General features: G+C 73.4%; 2 protein-coding genes. One reads left to right on the top strand and one right to left on the bottom strand.

From position 1 onward, the window contains the following. A partial coding sequence (locus tag WA805_RS28075; protein WP_425243834.1) for an NADPH:quinone oxidoreductase family protein occupies positions 1-644 on the top strand: 644 nt, incomplete at its 5' end. 3 nt (positions 645-647) lie between these two features. Here the strand turns inward: WA805_RS28075 and WA805_RS28070 are convergent. Next, positions 648-1,529, bottom strand: an 882-nt coding sequence (locus WA805_RS28070; protein ID WP_425243833.1) for an RNA polymerase sigma factor, incomplete at its 5' end; no start/stop codon positions are given.

The raw sequence follows: 1,529 nt of genomic DNA, 5'->3' as shown, positions 1-1,529 counted from the left end.
GGCTCGACGACGCCGGGGCGGCCGCCTTCTTCATCACCTACCAGACCGGGTGGTTCGGGCTGCACCGGCGGGCCCGGCTGGCGGCCGGCGAGACGCTGCTGGTCCATGCGGCGGCGGGCGGCGTCGGCAGCGGCGCCGTCCAGCTGGGCAAGGCCGCCGGGGCACGGGTCATCGGCGTGGCCGGCGGGCCGGAGAAGACGGCGGTGGCACGGGAACTCGGCGCGGACGTGGTCGTGGACCGGCATCGTGAGGACTTCGTCGCGGTCGTCAAGGAGGTCACCGGCGGACGCGGCGCGGACGTCGTGTACGACCCCGTAGGCGGCGACGCGTTCCGCAAGTCCACCAAGTGCATCGCGTTCGAGGGCCGGATCCTGGTCGTCGGCTTCGCCAGCGGCGACATCCCGTCGGCCGCGCTGAACCACGCGCTCGTGAAGAACTACTCGATCGTCGGCCTGCACTGGGGCCTGTACCAGCAGCGGGACCCTGGCGCGATCGCCGACTGTCACGCCGAGCTGACCAGGCTCGCCGCGGCCGGGACGATCCGGCCGCTGATCAGCGAGCGGCTGACGCTCGCCGACGTGCCGGACGGGCTGCGGCGGCTCGCCGCCGGGGCCACCATCGGCCGGGTGGTCTTCCTGCCCTGAGCGTCAACAGGCGGCGGCACGGCGGAGCAGGTGAGCGCGTTCGGCGGCGTTGCCGGTCATGGCCGCGGCGCGTTCGAATTCGGCGCGGGCTTCCGCGTCCCTGCCAAGCCGGGCGAGCAGGTCGCCGCGGACGCTCGGCAGCAGGTGATAGTGCTGGAGCGCGGGATCGCCGGCCAGTGAGTCCACGATGGGCAGGGCCGCGGCCGGGCCGTCAGCCATCGCGACCGCGACGGCGCGGTTGAGCTCGACCACCGGGGACGGGCTGAGCGAGGCGAGCATCTGGTACAGGGTCGCGATGCGGGTCCAGTCCGTGTCCTCGGCGATGAGGGCCCTGGCGTGGCACGCGGCGAGCGCGGCCTGCAGCACGTACGGGCCGCTGACCTCGCTGCCGCTGAGCGATCGCGCCCTGGCTAGCGACTCGAGACCGTGGGTGATGAGCAGCCGGTCCCACCGGCTGCGATCCTGGTCGAGCAGCGTGATCATCGCGCCGTCCTGGCCGGCGCGGGCCGGGATGCGGGACGCCTGGATCTCCATCAGCGCGACAAGCCCGTGCACCTCGGGCTCGTCAGGCGCGAGCGCGGCGAGCATGCGGCCCAGCCGCATCGCTTCCTCGCACAGGTCTGCCCGCGTCCAGGAGTCGCCAGAGGTCGCCGCGTACCCCTCGTTGAAGATCAGGTAAACGACCTCGAGGACGGACGCGAGCCGGGCCTCGAGTTCCGCGCCGACCGGTACCTCGAACGGCACCCGCGCGTCGCTGAGCGCCTTCTTCGCGCGAGTGACGCGCGCCGCCATCGTGGGCGTGGACACCAGGAACGCGCGCGCGATCTGCTCGGTCGACAGGCCGGCGACCAGCTTCAGGGTGAGCGCCACCCGCGCGTCCCGCGA

The sequence above is a fragment of the Trebonia sp. genome, assembly GCF_049794275.1.
GTDB lineage: Bacteria > Actinomycetota > Actinomycetes > Streptosporangiales > Streptosporangiaceae > Trebonia.
The sequence above is the reverse complement of the archived record's forward strand: the minus strand, read 5'-3'. Positions and strand labels throughout refer to the sequence as shown.